The sequence below is a fragment of the Limosilactobacillus mucosae genome (genome assembly GCF_046939755.1).
In the GTDB taxonomy this organism is placed as follows: Bacteria; Bacillota; Bacilli; order Lactobacillales; family Lactobacillaceae; genus Limosilactobacillus; species Limosilactobacillus mucosae_A.
On the sequence record NZ_JBKZAY010000001.1, the window covers coordinates 1 to 17,784 of the forward strand.

The 17,784-nt window shown below is 47.1% G+C and carries 16 protein-coding genes; all 16 read right to left on the reverse strand.

Annotation, left to right across the window (positions count from 1 at the left end):
* Positions 1 to 155: 155 nt before the first annotated feature.
* The gene (locus ACLUWI_RS00005) at positions 156 to 545 is read right to left on the reverse strand and encodes a hypothetical protein (protein WP_412145648.1); all 390 of its coding nucleotides are present in this window, start codon (positions 543 to 545) and stop codon (positions 156 to 158) included.
* 19 nt (positions 546 to 564) lie between these two features.
* Positions 565 to 1,461, reverse strand: a complete 897-nt coding sequence (locus ACLUWI_RS00010; RefSeq protein ID WP_412145649.1) for a restriction endonuclease — start codon at positions 1,459 to 1,461, stop codon at positions 565 to 567.
* 587 nt (positions 1,462 to 2,048) lie between these two features.
* Positions 2,049 to 3,422: a 23S rRNA (uracil(1939)-C(5))-methyltransferase RlmD gene (gene rlmD / locus ACLUWI_RS00015; protein WP_412145650.1), complete on the reverse strand. Its 1,374-nt coding sequence runs from the start codon at positions 3,420 to 3,422 to the stop codon at positions 2,049 to 2,051.
* Positions 3,423 to 3,488: 66 nt separating this feature from the next.
* Positions 3,489 to 4,502, reverse strand: coding sequence for a diacylglycerol kinase (locus tag ACLUWI_RS00020; RefSeq protein ID WP_412145651.1), 1,014 nt, complete (start codon positions 4,500 to 4,502; stop codon positions 3,489 to 3,491).
* Between the two features lie 24 nt (positions 4,503 to 4,526).
* Entirely contained in the window at positions 4,527 to 5,951 is a 1,425-nt protein-coding gene (gene gatB / locus ACLUWI_RS00025; protein WP_412145652.1) for an Asp-tRNA(Asn)/Glu-tRNA(Gln) amidotransferase subunit GatB, read from the reverse strand.
* 1 nt (position 5,952) lies between these two features.
* A complete protein-coding gene (gene gatA / locus ACLUWI_RS00030) occupies positions 5,953 to 7,425 on the reverse strand; it encodes an Asp-tRNA(Asn)/Glu-tRNA(Gln) amidotransferase subunit GatA (protein ID WP_412145653.1) in 1,473 nt (490 codons plus the stop codon).
* Entirely contained in the window at positions 7,425 to 7,739 is a 315-nt protein-coding gene (gatC, locus tag ACLUWI_RS00035; RefSeq protein ID WP_006500583.1) for an Asp-tRNA(Asn)/Glu-tRNA(Gln) amidotransferase subunit GatC, read from the reverse strand. Before gatC ends, gatA begins: the two co-directional genes overlap by 1 nt.
* Positions 7,740 to 7,853: 114 nt before the next feature.
* Positions 7,854 to 8,954 carry a CamS family sex pheromone protein gene (locus ACLUWI_RS00040; RefSeq protein ID WP_412145770.1) on the reverse strand — a complete coding sequence of 367 codons (1,101 nt, stop codon included), beginning with the start codon at positions 8,952 to 8,954 and terminating at the stop codon, positions 7,854 to 7,856.
* A gap of 28 nt (positions 8,955 to 8,982) precedes the next feature.
* Positions 8,983 to 11,028: an NAD-dependent DNA ligase LigA gene (gene ligA / locus ACLUWI_RS00045; RefSeq protein ID WP_412145654.1), complete on the reverse strand. Its 2,046-nt coding sequence runs from the start codon at positions 11,026 to 11,028 to the stop codon at positions 8,983 to 8,985.
* Positions 11,029 to 11,042: 14 nt separating this feature from the next.
* Positions 11,043 to 13,283 carry a DNA helicase PcrA gene (gene pcrA / locus ACLUWI_RS00050; RefSeq protein ID WP_412145771.1) on the reverse strand — a complete coding sequence of 747 codons (2,241 nt, stop codon included), beginning with the start codon at positions 13,281 to 13,283 and terminating at the stop codon, positions 11,043 to 11,045.
* Between the two features lie 130 nt (positions 13,284 to 13,413).
* Positions 13,414 to 14,586 carry an ATP-grasp domain-containing protein gene (locus ACLUWI_RS00055; RefSeq protein WP_412145655.1) on the reverse strand — a complete coding sequence of 391 codons (1,173 nt, stop codon included), beginning with the start codon at positions 14,584 to 14,586 and terminating at the stop codon, positions 13,414 to 13,416.
* Between the two features lie 20 nt (positions 14,587 to 14,606).
* Complete coding sequence (locus tag ACLUWI_RS00060; protein ID WP_412145656.1) at positions 14,607 to 15,179, reverse strand: xanthine phosphoribosyltransferase; 573 nt, start codon at positions 15,177 to 15,179, stop codon at positions 14,607 to 14,609.
* A gap of 18 nt (positions 15,180 to 15,197) precedes the next feature.
* On the reverse strand, positions 15,198 to 15,821 hold the full coding sequence (locus ACLUWI_RS00065) for a glycoside hydrolase family 73 protein (RefSeq protein ID WP_412145657.1): 624 nt from the start codon (positions 15,819 to 15,821) through the stop codon (positions 15,198 to 15,200).
* Between the two features lie 225 nt (positions 15,822 to 16,046).
* On the reverse strand, positions 16,047 to 16,442 hold the full coding sequence (rpsI, locus tag ACLUWI_RS00070; protein ID WP_006500590.1) for a 30S ribosomal protein S9: 396 nt from the start codon (positions 16,440 to 16,442) through the stop codon (positions 16,047 to 16,049).
* A gap of 13 nt (positions 16,443 to 16,455) precedes the next feature.
* Positions 16,456 to 16,899, reverse strand: a complete 444-nt coding sequence (gene rplM / locus ACLUWI_RS00075; RefSeq protein WP_033934638.1) for a 50S ribosomal protein L13 — start codon at positions 16,897 to 16,899, stop codon at positions 16,456 to 16,458.
* 84 nt (positions 16,900 to 16,983) lie between these two features.
* Positions 16,984 to 17,778: a tRNA pseudouridine(38-40) synthase TruA gene (truA, locus tag ACLUWI_RS00080; protein WP_412145658.1), complete on the reverse strand. Its 795-nt coding sequence runs from the start codon at positions 17,776 to 17,778 to the stop codon at positions 16,984 to 16,986.
* Positions 17,779 to 17,784: the final 6 nt, after the last annotated feature.

Below are 17,784 nucleotides of genomic sequence, written 5' to 3' on the forward strand. Positions count from 1 at the left end.
ATATGATTTTATAAAAATCACTAAAATACCAATTTAATTGATTAGAAAAAATCACCATCCCAAACGCTTCAGGTAGTTCACGTTTAAGGATGGTGAAGTGATTAGGATTGAGATATAAGTTGACTATTACGGCACTCAGCTATTTTGGCTGGGTGCTATTTTTTATCAAAGTTATCTTTGCTGTAGACCATGAAACCGCAGGCCGAACACTCAAATGTATACTCATTAATACCATCAAATTCTTTCACACCATGGTTTGGCATTATAGATAACCTTCTATCCTTGTTCCAACATTTTGGGCAATACTTTTTTTCATCGTTTTTTCTTCTAAGAAAACCGTTGTCATCCATATACACATTCTTATTACTAAGAACATCTGATCTTATTTCAGCTATTTCTTCCCTTAGCTTAATATTTTCATTACTAAGTAAACTGAGTTTTTGTTGAAGCAGTATTATCTCATCATTCAATTCCTTATCCTTATATTTTTTGGCAATTGATTGTACTTTTTCAGCAACGATTATGGAATCCGAGATTAAAGACATTTAATCATTCCCTTCTAAATCAATCCTCGTCCAAATAAAAGCTCTTCAAGCGATAGGTAGTTATTGGCTCAACATAGTAATTATACTTGGCTACTAGATCACAAATCTGATCACCATTAATCAACGTGATAATCCGGGTTCCTTGTCGCGCTGTCTTAACAGCATCTCTTGTAAAGTCCGAATTGGTGATGAAAATCCCAAACTCAGCATTAAATTTATCCATGGCACCACGAAATTTGTCGATCTCTGGTGCTGAAACCTTTCCCTGCCAACGTTTTGCTTGCAACGCTACTCTTGTAGTCCGATAGTCATCAGAACGAACATACCCAAAGCCATCTAACCCACCATCAGCGACATATTGAACCCCAATCTCATCATCGACGTCAATCCCCATTTTAGTCAGCAGGCCACGACAAAAGAGCTCAAATTTTTTAGGACTCATCTTGATTAACGTATCTAGCAGTTGTTGACGCCAAGGTTCTTCTAGGTCTTCCGAATTATCTTGATTAGAGTTGGTGCTGTCGGGAACGGAATTAAACTTAACTCGAGTTGTCTTCCGGTGGGGCATTTTACTTTCAGAAATTGACCTAACATCCCTATCAGCGTCAAAATCATCAATATCAATAGTGCGCCCCTTCTTGGAAAGCTCTAAGTCGTGTCCATTGTCAGTCTCAATAAACCCAGCAAGAATTAGATGTTTCACTGCAAAGTTAAACTTCCAATTGAAAGGGTGATATTCTTTACCACTCTTTTTGGAGATTCGAACTTCATCAATTTCTTTCTCGCTGAATGCCTTTGAATTATCATGAAGTTCCCGCAGCACTTGTTTTCTAGTAACCTGTCCACCAAGGTTATGCATAGCAATTAAGATTTCTTTCATTGCTTTATTTTCAATCTCAATTTGACGATTTGCCATTTTATGATTTTCCATCCTTACAACTATCTTTTCCTAAATTATAGTTGAGTGTACAATTCTGCTCAATAATGGTAACAAAATATGACAACGTGGCAGTGTCCTAATCTACTCAACTCCCTAAAACGAACACTGGTCTACACAACCCGAAAATCCAGCATGTTATCCACCCAAGCCTCGAATCCAAAAAGCAAAAAGTGTACTAATTCCAATCATCAACAGAGGAATTAGTACACTTTTCATCTATCAAGAATGCCATTATACTCGCGTTCCTAGACTATTTTTCTGTGCGTTCCAGCACCGCTACAATCTCAGCGGTTCGCCACACTAGTCAATCATTCGTCGCTTTCAGCCCCTCGACAGTACTGCTTCGCTCTCTGCGGTTCGTTGTTTCCGCTCTGTCTTCGTGCCATGCACTCGCCAGTCACGGACAACTATCGCATGAGTCATTCGTAAGTAATTGAACTTCGCTACGCTCGTTCCATTACAACGACACTCTCTGCGGTTCGCATTTACGAATCGCTTCGTCGCATAGCTCCTTGCTCTTCGAATGCTATCGCATGGAGCGTTTCTAAGCTTTCACGCTCTTGTTAATCGCGTTCAAGCAAAGTAACGCTCTCAACATGCGGGGTCTGAGGAAACTGATCAACTGGCTGGATTGGCTGGACGACACGATAGCCAACAGAAGCAAAGCGCTGCAGGTCACGGACCAAGGTGGCTGGATTGCAGCTGACATAGATAATCTTAGCTGGCGCCATCTTGCCGGCAGCATCAATCAAGGTTTCATCAAGACCTTTACGCGGCGGGTCAACGATCAAGACATCGGGCTTCAACCCTTCTTTTTGCCATTTTGCCATCTGTTCTTCGGCCTTGCCTACAACGAATTCGGCATTCTCGATCTGGTTGACCTTGGCATTTTGCTTGGCATCTTCAATGGCAGCTGGGACAATTTCAACCCCGTAGACCTTTTTAGCATGCTTGGCCACCGCCAAAGAAATCGTGCCAATGCCACAATAGGCGTCAATCACGGTCTGCGTACCATCCAGTCCAGCTGCTGCAATTGCCGTTTGATAAAGCTTTTCGGTCTGTTGCGGATTAACCTGGTAAAACGACAGCGGCGAAATCGTAAAGTCAATGCCTAAAAGCTGATCATGAATCGTATCGCTGCCCCAAAGCGTATGATTTTCCAAGCCTAAAAGTTTGTTCGTCCGCTTGGTATTGACGTTTTGCACGATGCTCTTAATCTCTGGCACCCCGCTGACGATCCCGGCTGCGATTTCTTCGGCATGCGGCAGCTGTTTGGTATTGGTAACCAGCACCACCATGATCTCATGACTGTAGTAGCCGCGCCGGACCATCACCGTTCGAATGCAGCCACGGCCAGTTCTTTCATCATAGGCACGAATGTTGTATTTCCGCAGCAGATCGCGGACGATCAGAATCGCCTGATCGATTTTAGGATCTTGAATGTAGAAATCTTCAATTGGTACCAAATCATGACTGCCTCGTTTATAAAAGCCAGTCTGCAGCTGACCTTTCATGTACTTAACTGGTACCTGAGCCTTATTGCGGTACTGGTATGGGTGATCCATCCCCATCGTTGGCGCAACTTTCAATTCATCCAAATGAGCTTTTTTAAGTAGTTCTTGAATCTGATGCTGCTTGAATTTCAGCTGTGCTGGATAGCTAAGAATTCCCAAGGGAGCGATGCCAGTTTTCAAATAACGGGCATCATTGATCTCAACCCGATCCGGACTCTTGGTCAACAACTGCTGCAGCTCTCCCCAGGCAAATTTGGCCGTCACCTTGGTAATCTTGATTTCGGCCTGCTCGCCTGGCAAAACGTACGGCACGAAAACCGGATAATTGTCAACCTTGATGACGCCATTGCCTTCATAGGTCAGATCAGCTACCGTTGCCGTTAGAATCTCGCCTTTATGAACCGGTACATTGATTTTTGCCATGTTTTCCTCCTTTAGCAAACACAGGGACTGCTGACAAGATTGCCCGCAGCCCCTGCTTGGTTTCAATTATTTTTGTGATGCTTCATCATCGTGAATATTGTCGACTTCACGCACAAAGTCATCTTCCACGCGTTTCATATCTGGTGATACGGTAATTGCATCATCTGGAATCTCATCAAGGTTGGCAACTACTTCCAAATGCTGCTTGAGGTTGCGGAAATGCATCGGCGCGTCGCCACCATACTCGCCATCCAGATTGATCATCACGCGATCTTCTGAATTGACGGGCGTTACGTCGATCTCGCTGGCCTTGGCATAAATAATGCCAGGATCGCCAATATGCTTGCCTTGCAGTGCCTTAGCCATTAAGCGCATCATGCCAATCAGGTTGCTTTCCTTAACAATAATCATCGTAAACTTGCCATCATCAAGCGCGGCATCCGGCACGATCTGCTCAAAGCCGCCCACCGAATTGGTCAGCGCGATCAGAATCGTGGAAGCTTGACCACGGTATTCATGACCATCGTACTTGATGTCCATTTCAACCGGCTTGATTCTTGGCAACAGTTCCGCTCCCTTTGCCAGATATGCCAAATAGCCAAACAGTGACTTCATCTGCGAAGGCACCTCGTAGGTCAGTTCCGTCAAGGTCCCCCCGGCCGCGATATTCATAAAGTAGTTGTCGCCAGCCTGACCAATATCGATCTTGAACTTCTTGTTTTTGCGCAAGATCAGCTTGGCCGCTGCGATCGGATCATCACGCGGAATCCGCAGGGCACGCGCGTAGTCGTTGGTCGTCCCCGCCGGAATAATTGCCAAGGCAGGCCGATGCTCAAGTCCGGCAATTCCGTTGACGACCTCGCTTAACGTCCCATCGCCACCCGCGGCTACAATCAGGTCAAAGCCTTCCTTAGCCGCGCGCGTTGCTTCGTTCTTAGCCGAATTAGGCGCCGGCGTCGTGGCAAACGCGCTGGTTTCATAGCCAGCCTTTTCATAGACTGCCAAAATGTCGACCAGATCGTTGCGCATGGCTTCACGTCCCGACGTCGGGTTATAGATAATCCGTGCTCGTTTTCGCATAGTTTCCTCCGCCATCAAATCAGTTTACTTTTCGTTCAGTGCCTTCATCAACAGCTTGTTGACCACGCCTGGGTTGGCCTTACCACGCGTCTGCTTCATAATCTGACCAACTAAGAAGCCGACAGCCCGATCCTTACCATTCTTGTAGTCTTCGATCGACTGTTGGTTGTTGGCCAAGACTTCATCAACGATCGGCTGCAGCTTGGCTGGGTCAGAAAGCTGTACCAAGCCATTCTTTTCCGCGTAGGCAGCTGGTTCTTGACCATCCAGAATTCCCTTGAAGACCTTCTTGGCCATCTTAGAAGAAATCGTACCGTCATCGATCAGCTTGATCATCCCCGCCAGGTTGGCCGGCGTCAGCTTGGTATCCTGCAGATCAACCTGCTTGTCGTTTAAGTAGCTGTTGACATCGTTCATCAGATAGTTGGCAGCCTTCTTTGGATCAGCACCCAAAGCAATCGTAGCCTCAAAGAAGTCAGACATTTCCTTGGTCTGCGTCAATACCATGGCGTCGTAATCACTCAAGCCCAGATCGTTGGTGTAGCGAGCGCGCCGTTCACCAGGCATTTCTGGCATGGCATCCTGAATTTCTTGGATCCATTCATCGCTGACTTCCAGAGGTGGAATATCAGGTTCTGGGAAGTAACGATAGTCGTCGCTGCCTTCCTTGGTTCGCATTGAGATCGTTTCGCCGGTTGCCTCATCAAAACGCCGCGTTTCTTGAGCAATCGTGCCGCCCGCCATAATGACCTTTTCATGCCGCTGCTGCTCAAAATTCAGCGCCTTCTTGACGAAATTGAAACTGTTGATGTTCTTCATTTCGGTCTTGGTACCAAACTTATCAGAACCGATTGGACGAATCGAGATGTTGGTGTCGACCCGCATCGAACCTTCTTCCATCTTAACGTCCGAAATCCCAGTAAATTGAATCCGTTGCCGCAAAGCTTCCAGGTAGGCCACGGCTTCTTCTGGCGAAGCAATGTCTGGCTTGGAGACGATTTCGATCAAAGGCGTGCCTTGCCGGTTCAAGTCCACGTAAGAGTAGTTGCTCGTGTGGGTGTTTTTACCGGCATCTTCTTCAATGTGCATTTCCTTGATCCCGATTTTCTTCTTCTTGCCATCAACTTCAATTTCAATCCAGCCATCATGTGCGATTGGCGTCTCGGATTGGGTTACCTGATAGGCTTTAGGGTTGTCAGGATAGAAATAGTTCTTCCGGTCAAAGTGCATGTGCTTTGAGATTTGGGCGTGCAGTGCCAAGCCAGCCATGATTCCATCCCGCACGACGCCTTTGTTCAGCGTTGGCAGCGTACCAGGGTAGGCCCAGTCGATAACGTTGGTATTGGCGTTGGGCTCGTCACCAAATTCTACTGGCGTTGGACTGTAGATTTTAGAGTGGGTCTTCAATTCCACGTGGACTTCAAGCCCAATGGTCGTTTCAAAGTTCATCTTAGTCTTGACCCCCTAACTTTGGCGTTTGTTTGTGGAAGTCGGTCGTCTGTTCAAAGACATAACCGGCATTGTAGATCGTTTGTTCATCAAAGGCCTTGCCGATAATGTGCAGACCAACTGGCAGACCATTGTCAAAGCCGGCTGGCAAAGACATTGCCGGTAAGCCAGCCATATTGACGGGAACGGTCAGGATATCATTCATGTACATCGTCTTTGGATCAGCAATCTCAGAGCCAATCTCAAAGGCTGGGTTTGCGCCAGTTGGTCCCATGATCAGATCATGGTCCTTCAAAACATTGGCAAAGTCTTGCGCAATCAACGTCCGAATCTTAGCAGCCTTGTTGAAGTAGGCATCGTAGAAACCAGCCGAAAGCGAGAACGTTCCCAGCATGATCCGGCGCTTGACTTCATCGCCAAAGCCCTGCGTCCGCGACTTGACATAGACTTCTTCCAGCGTCTTAGCATCTGGTGCCCGGAAGCCATAGCGAATTCCGTCATAACGCTGCAGGTTGGATGAAGCTTCTGATGAGGCCAGGATGTAGTAGGCTGGCACGCCGTATTTGGTATGCGGCATCGAAACATCCGTATCAATGATGGCCCCTAGCTCTTCAAAGTGCTTTAAGGCCTTGTTGATGACGGCCCGCACGCCTGGCTGAATTCCTTCGTCCAAGTATTCCTTTGGCACGGCAATCTTGAGGCCCTTGACATTCGTGTTTTCATTCAGGCTGGCAGCCCAGTTTGGTACCTGTCGATCTGAAGAAGTCATGTCGTGATCATCTTGACCACTGATGATTTCCGTCAGCAGCGCGTTGTTCTTAACGCTGTTGGTGATCCAGCCAATCTGATCAAAGCTGGAGCCAAACGCGATTGCCCCCCAGCGTGAGACCCGGCCGTAAGTTGGCTTTAAGCCGACCACGTTGTTGTATGATGATGGCATTCGAATCGAGCCACCCGTATCAGTTCCCAAAGCACCAATGACATCGCCGGCCGCAACGGCAGCAGCCGAACCACCCGAAGAACCACCGGGAACCCGCGTCAGATCCCAAGGGTTGTGGGTCGTAAAGAAGGCTGAGTTTTCCGTTGAGCCCCCCATGGCAAACTCATCCAGGTTGGTCTTCCCAACATTGATAAAGTCTTGGGCATTCAGCTTTTCAATAACCGTGGCATCATAGATTGGCGTAAAGTTTTCCAGCATCTTGGAAGCCGCCGTCGTCTTCAGACCCTTAGTTACGATATTGTCCTTGACTGCCAGTGGCACCCCAGCTAGCAGCTTGTCTGCCGCGATTCCTTCATTATCGATTGCTTCGGCACGCTTTAAAGCTTCATCCTCATTCAGCGTGATAAAGGCCTTGACGTCATCATCAGTTTCCTTGATGCGGTCAAAGGCTGCCTTGGTCAGTTCCTTGGCGCTGATTTTTTTGGTCTGCAGGTCTTCATGCAGCTGAGTCAAGTCGGTTTCATTGAACTTCATTATTCGCCGTCCTCACTTTCATCATCCATGATTGCTGGCACCTTAATCAAGCCGCCTTCCGTGTCGGGAGCATTTTTAAGCAGGGCTTCTCGCTCGTTGCTTTTGACTGCAACGTCTTCACGCATAACATTGACGCGATCCGTTGGCGAATACATTGGTTCCACGCCATCAGTATTCTGCGCCTGCAGTTCTTCAAACATATCGATGATGCTGCCCAGTTGTGGGGTAAACTTAGCAAGCTCGGCATCATTGAATTCTAGTTTGGCCAATTCGGCAACGTGCTTAACCTGCTGCTGATCGATCTGACTAGCCATTCTTTCTCCTCTTTTCCTTAAGTTAGGTATTACATACGTTCATCTATTTTATCACACAAAGTCCGCTGTTTTTAGCAAAAACGCCACCGCAAGCGCGATGACGTTCAAATTTTATTAATATGAGCTGAAGACGTGGGTCCGGAAGGTATTAGAGCCCGAATCACGGTAGACGACCGCCTGCATTTCTGAAGACGATTGAATCTTAATATCAATTGGAATACCATTTGGCAGATACTTCTTGGCCGCGCGTGCAATATATTGCGTAAAGCTTTGCACTTCAGACTGGCTATAGAACTGCGTGGTAACCGTAATGTGCATCCCCGAAAGCGTGCCATTCTGGTATTGGGCCTGAGCCGTCACGCCGCTGAGGTTTGGGAAGAAGCTTTGAATCTGACTCTTGAAGTTGGTGAAGCTGGTGTTGTCAGTTTCGTTGTCGCTGTTGGTTGAAGTTGCGTCACTGGCTTTTGGCAGCACCTTGGTTGAGTAGTTCAGCTTCTTCCAGCTCTTGATGGTATTGCCGTTGTTTTTACTATAGGCAAAGAAGCTGCCCCCAACCAGGCTGTCATTGGGTGCCTGTTTGTACAGCGCAATGACAATCGGCACGTCTTTAAGCGCGGACTTTTTGCGCAGCCGCTTTAAGATCTTTTGAGCAGCAATTTTTCCCTGCCTTTGAATCTCGGCATCCGAAAGTTTCTTTTGGTAGGTAGGACCATTTGTCGTCTTTTGGTAGTAGTAGACTGAGTTGATCCCAATCCCAATGGTAATTCCCTTTAAGGTCAGCGAATTGCCGTTTTGCTGCATGAAGTCTTGTTCTTCAATCTGCTGAACGTATTCTGGGTTCGGATCGCTCTTTTTACCCTGAGCGGCGTTTAAGCCGGTTGGATTACTCTTGGTTTTGCGTCCCAGCCAGTTTTCAATCGTATCCGTGCTTAGATACTGGCCTTCTTGGAAAATATAGCTCTTAGTCGAAAAGACCTTTTTGGAAACTTCCGTCAAGCCGGTTTCAAAACTCTTCAGATTGTAGCTGTTGTCATTTTGGTTGATGTTGACACCACGCGCCTTGCTGACCTTGTAATGGCCATTTTGAATGACGCCTTGATACTGACCACTGGCAGTCCCCGTCGTCGTAAGCTTGCTGGATGACGAAGAAGTTTTCTTTCCAATGCTGCATGAGGCCAACAGTACCGTGCTCATCAACACGACTGCCGTCAGCATCAGCTTTTTTAGCTTCTGTAGTTTCACGTTAATCCTCCTTCATCGCTTGAGCAAATTGACTCTCATTCCAGACCTCGACTCCCAGATCCTGGGCCTTGGTAAGCTTGGAGCCAGCCTTTTCTCCAGCGATGACCAAATCTGTTTTTTTCGACACGCTGCCAGTCACGCTGGCACCGCGTTCTTCCAACCATTGCTTGGCTTGATCGCGCGTCATTTCATTGAGTTTGCCCGTCAAGACCACGCGCTTGCCCTGCCATTCTTTAGCAGCCGCGCTTTCTTGAGCAATTGGCGCCGGTCCATGGTATTCCATATTGACCCCAGCCGCTTGCAGCTCTTGGATCAATTCCTGTACCTGCTCGTTGGCAAAATAATTTTTCAGGCTGTCGGCAATCGTTGGGCCAATCGTGTTGATCTCAGCAATCGCTTCCTCATCAGCCGTCATTAATGCCGCCAAAGATCCAAAATGCTGGGCCAGAATGCGAGCTGCCTTGGCACCGACATGGCGAATGCCCAAGCCAAACAATAGACGCTCAACAGAATTATTGCGACTGTTGGCAATCGATGTCAATAGGTTGTTAGCGGATTTGGGCCCAAATTTATCTAATGTTAATAATTGGTCATAGGTTAAACGATACAGATCGGCAACATCATGAATCAAATGACGATCCCAAAGCTGTTCAATTACTCTTGGTCCCAGATGATCGATGTTCATGGCATTGCGTGAGGCAAAGTGAACCAATCCCTCTTTTACCTGGGCCGGACACATTGGATTAATACAGCGCAGCGCGACCTCATCGTCCAAATGAACCAGCTTAGCTTGGCAGACCGGACAAAGCGTTGGAATCTTATATGGCTGACTGTCGGCTGGACGCTTGTTTATGATAACGCGGGAAATCTCGGGAATGATATCACCGGCCTTATGCAAAAGGACCGTATCGCCCAAACGAATATCCTTGTCTTTTAGATAGTCAGGATTATGCAGCGAAGCTCGGCTAACCGTGGTCCCGGCCAATTGAACCGGATCCATTACTGCTGTTGGCGTGACGTTGCCGGTTCGACCAACCGTCCATTCAATGTCTCTGACCACGGTAGCCTGTTCTTCAGGTGGGAATTTATAGGCAATCTCCCAACGCGGTACTTTGACGGTCGCGCCCAGGGCCTCTTCAACGGCGAGATCGTTCACCTTTTCGACGATCCCGTCAATTCCATACGGCAAATCATCACGCTTGGCCGTGTATTCATCAATATAGGCTTTGATTTCTGCTTCATTATGCACGACGCGATTGAATTCATTGACATGAAATCCTAACTGCCGCATTTTGTCCAAAGCCTGGTCCTGAGTCTTAACGCCCAGCTTTTCATATTCTGGAATGTAATACATAAAAGTATCCAATTCTCGTTTAGCCGTGACTTTGGCATCCAGCTGCCGCAAACTACCGGCCGCCGCGTTTCTTGGGTTGGCAAACGTTGGCAGTCCGTTAGCCTCACGTTCTTCGTTTAGCTTGGCAAACGCGGCTTTAGGCATGAAGCACTCGCCTCTAAATTCCAACGATAATGGCTCGGCCAGCTTTTGCGGAATTGATTTGATGGTCTTGACGTTTTCAGTGACGTCCTCGCCAATCATCCCGTTACCTCGTGTAGAACCCTGCACGAGACGACCATTTTCATAAACCAGCGATAAAGAAAGGCCGTCGATTTTGAGTTCCAGATTATACTCTGTCGTTCCGGTAAAATTGGGATTATCCTGCTGACGAGCATTGAAATCCATTAATTCAGCGACCGAAAAAACATCCCCCATCGAAAGCATTGGAATATCATGTTCAACTTTGGTTAAGACGGTTTCCGCCGCGCCGCCGACTTTTTGCGTTGGCGAATCTGGCGTTACCAATTCAGGAAAACGCTGTTCAATGTCAACCAGCCGCTGATAATTACGATCATAAACATAGTCTTCAACGGTCGGCGCATCCTGTTCATAGTATTCCTTGCCCCACTGTAGCAGCTGAGCTTTCAGCGGACCGATTTCTGCCGTGGCTTCCTTGAGCGTCAAGTCATTGACTGATTTTTCTTCTGTCATCGCGGGCCTCGCTTTTAATTAACCTTGGTAATTGGCGCAAATTGAGCTAACAAGCGTTTGACGCCCTCATTTGGAAAGGCAATGTCCAATTCCATATCGTTGCCTGAGCCATTGACGGAAACGACCATGCCTTGCCCCCACTTCTTATGCTGAACCTTATCGCCGACTTTCCAGGCCTGCTTATCAGCACCAGTTCCCGTGCTCTCCTGCTTAGCCGAGTGGGTCAGACCATGAGCACGTCTTTGTGAAGCAAACGTAGTGGCCTGAGAGGCAGCTTTGGCAAATGGCGTATTCATTGCCTTGGCCTTACCGGAGCCGTCCGCATTTTCAAATTTGATCAGATCATCATTGATTTCTTCGACGAACTGCGAAGGCTGATTGCGCTGTACCCGACCATAGAGCATCCGTGAATAGGCATTGGTCAGATACAGCTTGCGCTTGGCCCGTGTAATGCCGACATACGCCAGCCGTCGCTCTTCTTCCAATTCCTTTTCATTACTCAAGGAGCGATAAAGCGGAAAAATGCCTTCTTCCATCCCAACCAAAAAGATCACTGGAAATTCCAGGCCCTTGGCAGCATGCAGGGTCATTAAGGTTACCTTAGGCGCTTCTTCATCAACGTCATCCTGATCGGAAACCAGTGCCAGATCAGACAGGAAGTTCATGAGCTTTTGCCGATTGTCGCCTTCATCTTCGGCATGCTTTTGATCATATTCCTGGGTAACGGATTTAAATTCTTCCAGGTTTTCCTGCCGGGTTTGTGCCTGCAGATCATTTTCGGCTTTCAGCATCTGCAGATAGCCGCTCTTGGTCAAAATCTCATCAGTCAGCTCGGTGATGGTCAGATAGTCGGCCTCTTTGGTCAGATCAGCCATCAAACGGCCAAAGTCTTCAATCTTAGCTCGAATCCGTGCACTGATCGCATTGGCCAGCGTAACGTTTTGGGCGGCTTCTAGCAGCGACCAGCCATTTTCATTAGCAAACTGCCGCAACTTGTCGACACTGCCAGGACCAATCCCACGTTTCGGCGTGTTGACGACCCGCTCAAAGCTCATGGCATCGCGGGGGTTGACAATCAAGGTCAGGTAAGCCAGAATATCACGAATTTCCTTACGATCATAGAACTTGTGTCCACCAACCATGGTATATGGCACGGTTGACTTCATAAACGTTTCTTCAATCATCCGTGACTGGGCGTTGGTCCGGTACAAAACGGCAAAGTCATTGTAGTGGTAGCCGTGCTCGTTAATCTCAGCTTGAATCTTGCTGACGACAAACTGAGATTCATCATGTTCATTTTGGGCACGATAGTAAGAAATCTTGTCGCCAGTACCGTTTTCCGTCCACAGATTCTTTTCCTTGCGAACCAGGTTATTGGCAATCACTTCATTGGCCGCTTTTAAAATCGTCTGTGTTGAGCGATAATTCTGCTCCAGCATAACCGTGTGTGCTTCTGGATAATCGCGCTCAAAATTCAGAATGTTGTTCATATTCGCGCCCCGCCAGCCATAAATTGACTGATCGGCATCCCCGACAACGCACAGATTCTTGTATTTCGCCGCCAGCAGCGTAACCAGCTGATACTGCGCGTCATTGGTATCTTGATATTCATCAACGTGAATATAGTGGAACTTATTTTGATAGTATTCCAGTGTTTCTGGATCCTTTTCAAACAGCTCAATGGTTTTCATGATCAGGTCATCAAAATCTAGCGCTTGACTGTTTTCCAGTTCCTGTTGGTAAAGCACGTAAGCCTTGGCCACAATCTGGTTGAGCGGATTATTGGCATGACTGTTGAGCGCTGCATAGTCCGTTGCCGTCTGCATTGCATTTTTGGCGTTGGAGATCGCACTCAGAATTGCCCGTGGATCATATTTTTTAGTATCAACGTTCAGCTCGCCGCAGATCCGTTTCATCAAGGTTCGCTGCTCGCTGGTATCGGCAATCGTAAAAGCCCGATTGTAGCCCAGCTTGTCAATGTCGCGCCGCAGAATCCGTACACACAGCGCATGAAAAGTCGAAACCCAGATATCACGAGCGCTTTCGCCTAACAGCTTACCCACCCGCTCTTGCATTTCACGGGCGGCCTTGTTCGTAAAAGTAATCGCCAGGATGTTCCAAGGGTTGACCCCTTGCTCTTCAATTAAGTAGGCTACTCGATGCGTCAGAACTCGGGTTTTACCTGAACCGGCTCCGGCCATGACCAAAAGCGGCCCTTCCGTAGTTAAAACGGCTTCTGCCTGCTTATCATTCATTCCTTGCAGTAATTGACTTGTCACGCCGTAGTTCCATCCTCTCTTAAAATTATCATAGACTTCATTATAGCAAATTCTCGCGGCTCATTAAAAAACGAGCAACGATTGCTCAGCGCTGCTCGCATAAAAGTTATTGCTGATCAGGAGCCGGGGTTGAATCAGTTGATGCTTTTTCATTCCAAACCTCGGTGTCCTCGATTTGATGCTGGAGTTCTTCCAGGCTGGACTTGCCAACCGCCCAGACGAATCCAGCTACTGCTTGAGGATCTTCCCGCACTTCGGTAAAGAAGCGATAGTGCCAGTTGTCTTTTAACAGCCATTGCCGCTGCAAAGCTGCTCGTTGTGCTACCCGCGCCAACATCATGACGGTTGGCTGCAGCGTCTGAACCTCAAAAAGCGGCATTCCGGCAATTGCCCGTAAAAGCTGCTCAGTTTGCGAAACATTAGTGGCATAGTCAAAAACGCTGCCATAAGTCGACAGGCCCGGCTCAATTCCATGGACATACAGATTACCGGTTGCCGTTACATAGAAGTCGACACGAAAGACGCCGCGATACTGCAGATTTTCAGCTACACTGGTTACGATCCGCTCCATTTCCTGGGAAATATCCGCGTTTAGATTGGCTGGTGTTTTGACTCCCAGCAGCTTTTCATCAGTAGCCAGCATTAGTTCAATGGCGGGAAATACCTGAACTTTTTCGCCGTCGGTAGCTGCCAGCATCGTATATTCAGCAGTGTGATCAATCCAAGATTCCAAAAGATAGGTTCCCGCATTGATAAAATCAGCTGCTCGCGTAATATCAGACTGTTTGACGATTCTCATCGATTGCTCGCCAATCCCTCTTTGAATCGGCTTTAAGATTGCCGGATAGCCGATTGAGTCGATTGACTGGTAGACGTCATCCAAGCTGATTACCGTAACATATGGTGCTACGTTGACGTTGATCTGGTCCAGAAATGCCCGCTCCATCAAACGATCCTGAACGATTTCCAACGCGTTGACTCCTTGAGGAAGATAGGAGTCGCGACTTAGATAGCGCAAGACGCTAGAATCGATCAAGTCGTTGGCATAGATAATGGCATCACACGTCTGAGCAAACATCGTCAGTTTTTCTTGATTATTATAAGCACCACTGATCGTAAAATCGGCTTGTTTAGTCAAACTGGGCTGTGCATGGTCGACATAAACGCCAACGTTAAAACCGGCTCGTTTGGCAGCAGTAATTAGGGTGCTGCCGTTACGGTCCAAGCCAATAATGCCCAGCGTTGCTCCTGGATATAATACATTTGTACTGCTGCTCATTAGCCCACCTCCATTAGCAGTTAATCTTCAAATTCAGCTTTGCCATTGGCCAATGAACTGATCTTAGCCAATGATTCGATGCGCAGACCCTGTTGTCGCAACTTCTGACCGCCTTTTTGGAACGTCTTTTCAATCACGATACCGGCACCGGCAACTTCAACACCTGCTGCCTGAGCAATCTGGAGCATTCCTTCCAGTGCTTGACCATTTGCCAAAAAGTCATCGATCAGCAAAACCTTGTCAGTTGGGCTGACGTATTTTTTAGAGATTGAGATCTGATTGGTCGTTTCTTTAGTATATGAATAAACGCTGGCCGTATACAGGTCATCTTTTAAAGTCAGACTTTTGTGCTTGCGGGCAAAAATTACCGGAACGTTCATTGCCAGTCCCGTCATTACGGCTGGTGCAATTCCAGAAGACTCAACCGTCCAAATCTTGGTAACACCCGCATCCTTATAAAGCTTGGCAAATTCTTCACCCATGCGTTTCATTAAGACTGGATCAACCTGATGATTTAAAAAGGCATCAACCTTTAAAACATTGCCAGGCAAAACCGTACCATACTCTTTAATCTTTTCCTGCAGTTCTTTCATGGAGTCCTCCTTAGCGGCTTATTTATCATAATTGTACAACTTATAGGTCTGAATTACTGAAATTAATTTTTGGGCGTAATCCGGATCAGTTGCATAATGGGCCTCTTGAAGCGCCTTAGCAGCCTCCTTGTAGTCAGAAGCTTGGGTAACGGCTTGATAGTTTTGACTATTATAGTCCGTCCCATTGATCATCAGCTTGGTGTGATCCTTGATTGACTCACTCCAGCTGGAATAAACCTTAAACCGGCCTTTAGTCGTGATCCATTTACCATTTACGTATTCTTTAGTCGTCAGCACCTGGGAGTTTGTGCCAGTCCCCTTGATTCCAAACAGGTTGTGGTATTTAGCCGCCAACTTGCTGCTGCCCCAATCAGATTCCAAGATTGCCTGGGCAATGGTAATCGAAGCTGGAACGTTGTATTTCTTTTGCATAGCCTGCGCTTCAGGAGCAACCTGCTTGATAAACAGACGTTTGGCATTCTGTTGACGTTCGATAATCTGCTGCTGTTCGTAGCGTTGGTAGAAGTGATGACCAACGTAGACCCCCAAAAAGAGCACAATGACCGTTAAAATGCCAATCAGCCAGCGATGTTGAAACAGCTTTTTTGAGTGCCGCGTTTTTGGGCGGCGTTTCTTTGCCACAAATAATTCCTCCTGTTTGTCTAACGTAATCTAAAGTTCTATTTTGCATTTTACCAAACAAAAATCATTAAAAAAACTGTGAAACACTAAATTTGTAAAAATATAAAAAAAAGCACCAGCTGGATGCTGATGCTTGATTTTTTTGACCACAAATGATCAGTCAACCATATGTGACCATTCCAAATCTCTGAAGTGTTGATATTAAGCCGTTTCCGGTAAAAAATATTAACGCTTGGAGAATTGTGAAGCCTTACGAGCCTTCTTCAGACCTGGCTTCTTCCGTTCCTTCATCCGAGGGTCACGAGTCAACAGACCGGCCTTCTTCAGAGCATCCCGGAAATCTGGGTCGACGCTCAGCAGGGCACGAGCAATCCCGTGACGAACTGCGCCGGCTTGACCAGAGAAGCCACCACCGCGAACGTTGACCAGAACGTCGTATTGACCTTCCGTCTTCGTTGCAGCAAATGGTTGGTTGACGATAGCACGCAGGTTGGCAAACGGAATGTATTCTTCGATTGCCTTGCCGTTCATCGTAATGTTACCAGAACCTGGTACCAGACGAACCCGTGCGGTAGCATCCTTGCGGCGACCAGTACCACTGTATTGAACTTGTTGAGCCAATTCCGTTCCCTCCTTAGATTAAGTTCGTGATGTCAAGCACTTCTGGTTGTTGAGCAGCGTGCTTGTGATCTTCACCAGCATAAACATGCAGCTTCATGCCCATCTTGCGACCAAGAGGGGTGTGTGGCAGCATGCCCTTGATGGAATCTTCCACCAGCTTTTCTGGTTCGTTGGCGCGACGTTCGCCCGCCGTCTTTTGCTTCAGACCACCAGGGTAGTCAGAGTGGCGGTAGTAGATCTTGTCAGCGGCCTTCTTACCAGTCAACTTAACTTCGGCAGCGTTGATAACGATGACATTGTCACCAGTGTCAACGTGTGGGGTGTAGGTTGGCTTGTTCTTGCCCTTCAGAACAGAAGCAACAACGGATGCCAGACGACCCAGGGAGATACCCTTAGCGTCGACAATGTACCATTTGCGGTCAACTTCACCAGGTTTTGCCATGTATGTCGTTCTCACGATTAAGTCCTCCAATTTTTGTCTTTCTTTTACAAATAATTGTGTACCGAGTAATTAGATGGAAAAGAAATACCATTCGTTATTTTACTTGATAGATTCCGATTCGTCAATGGTTTTGTTATCCTGATTGCCATAATCAACGCTGACCAGATAAAGCCCACTGGCTGGTGCTGTCATGCGAGCTTGATTGCGATCCTTGGCAGCCAAAACCCTAGTAACATCGTCGACTGGTCGCTGATTGCTGCCAATCTCTAGTAAAAATGCCACCATAATTCGAACCTGATTATATAAAAAGCCGTTTCCGACAAAGTCAAAGATGATCTCATTATTGGCTTCATCACGATGTACATCTGCCTGATAGATCGTTCTGACATTGCTTAAAGCCTGACTTCCCGATGCCACGAAACTGGTAAAGTCATGCTCGCCAACCAGATCTTGAGCGGCTTTTTGCATTTTAGCCACATCAACCGGATATTTAAAATGAGCAGTATAATTGCGTTTAAACGGATTAACGAAATCACTCTGATCAACTCGATAGCGATAATGCTTTGAATGGGCATTGAAACGGGCGTGAAAATCGGGACTGACCAATTCGGCTTTTTTTACGATGATGTCTAATGGTAAAAGACTATTTAGGGCCTTACGCATTGAATCATTCCCCAGTTTATACGGACAGTCAAAATGCGCCACTTGATTGAGTGCATGTACCCCGGCATCCGTACGGCCTGAACCAATTACGGACAATGGCGGTTCTGGATTCTTAGCAATCTTATTGACGGCATTTTTCAAGGTCTGCTCAACCGTGCGTTTATTAGGCTGAATCTGAAAACCAGAAAAATTGGTTCCATCGTAAGCAAAAGTTATTTTGTAGCGATACACTTGATA